At 44.0% G+C, this 814-nt stretch carries 1 pseudogene; it reads right to left on the bottom strand.

The features are described 5' to 3' along the window. Window positions 1–814: pseudogene (locus tag KIV40_RS33105) on the bottom strand (ATPase); the annotation flags it as partial.

The following is an 814-nucleotide window of genomic DNA, read 5'->3' as shown; positions in this document are numbered from 1 at the left end:
ACTTCTTCACGCTATCGACAATCTTCTGAGACTGAATACGTAACACAACGTCTCGATAATCTTGGTCGTTGATCGCTTTAGAGATGCTCAGTAGCTGATTCTCTGCACTTAATACCGCTTGTTCAAACTTGTCGTCTTCAATACTCGCAAGCAGCTTCACTTCATGAGCAACACTACGAACGTGGTTTAGCTCGAACTCAGCTGCTGTTACCGCATCTTCAATAATCGACTTTTCACGTGGGCTCGCTTTGATTTTGTTCTCAGCCAATTCGATTTGCGAATTCGCTTTAGCAAAAGTCAAAGGCACCACTTCATGGAAGTCTTCATCTTCTAGCAACTCTAGCTTCTCTTTCAGCGGCGTGATGTACTTCTTATGCGCGACTTTCACTTCAAGCACGCGAGCGTTGTTCAAAAACTCGACCTGCGCTTCTTGAGCATCTTCCAGCTCATCTACTAATACATAATTAAAGAGCTCGCTGTACTCTGAATAAAGTCGCTTGTAGTTCGACTTAAACATGGTGTCAGCACCGAGCAGCTTCAGATAATCCATCTGTGCGATAGAATCTGCTAATACTTGGTCTGCTTTTTCCTTAAGTACAAGAATCGCGTCGTAGTTAGACTGTACTGTCTCTACTTTTTCATCGAATGCTTGCGCGTATGTCTGACTTGAAAAGATCGAGTAGCTGTCCGTAATCAACGTGTGATCTTTTGCGATGTCGGCATAAATCTCCTGAGCATCTGCCCATGCACCCTTCAACTCTTTATAGTTTCCAGGGGCATACAGTGCGTATTGTGAGTGCTCTTCTAGCTTAGT

It is taken from the genome of Vibrio sp. D173a, assembly GCF_030248475.1.
Note: the sequence above shows the minus strand (reverse complement) of the source record. Positions and strands in the feature narration are given on the sequence as shown.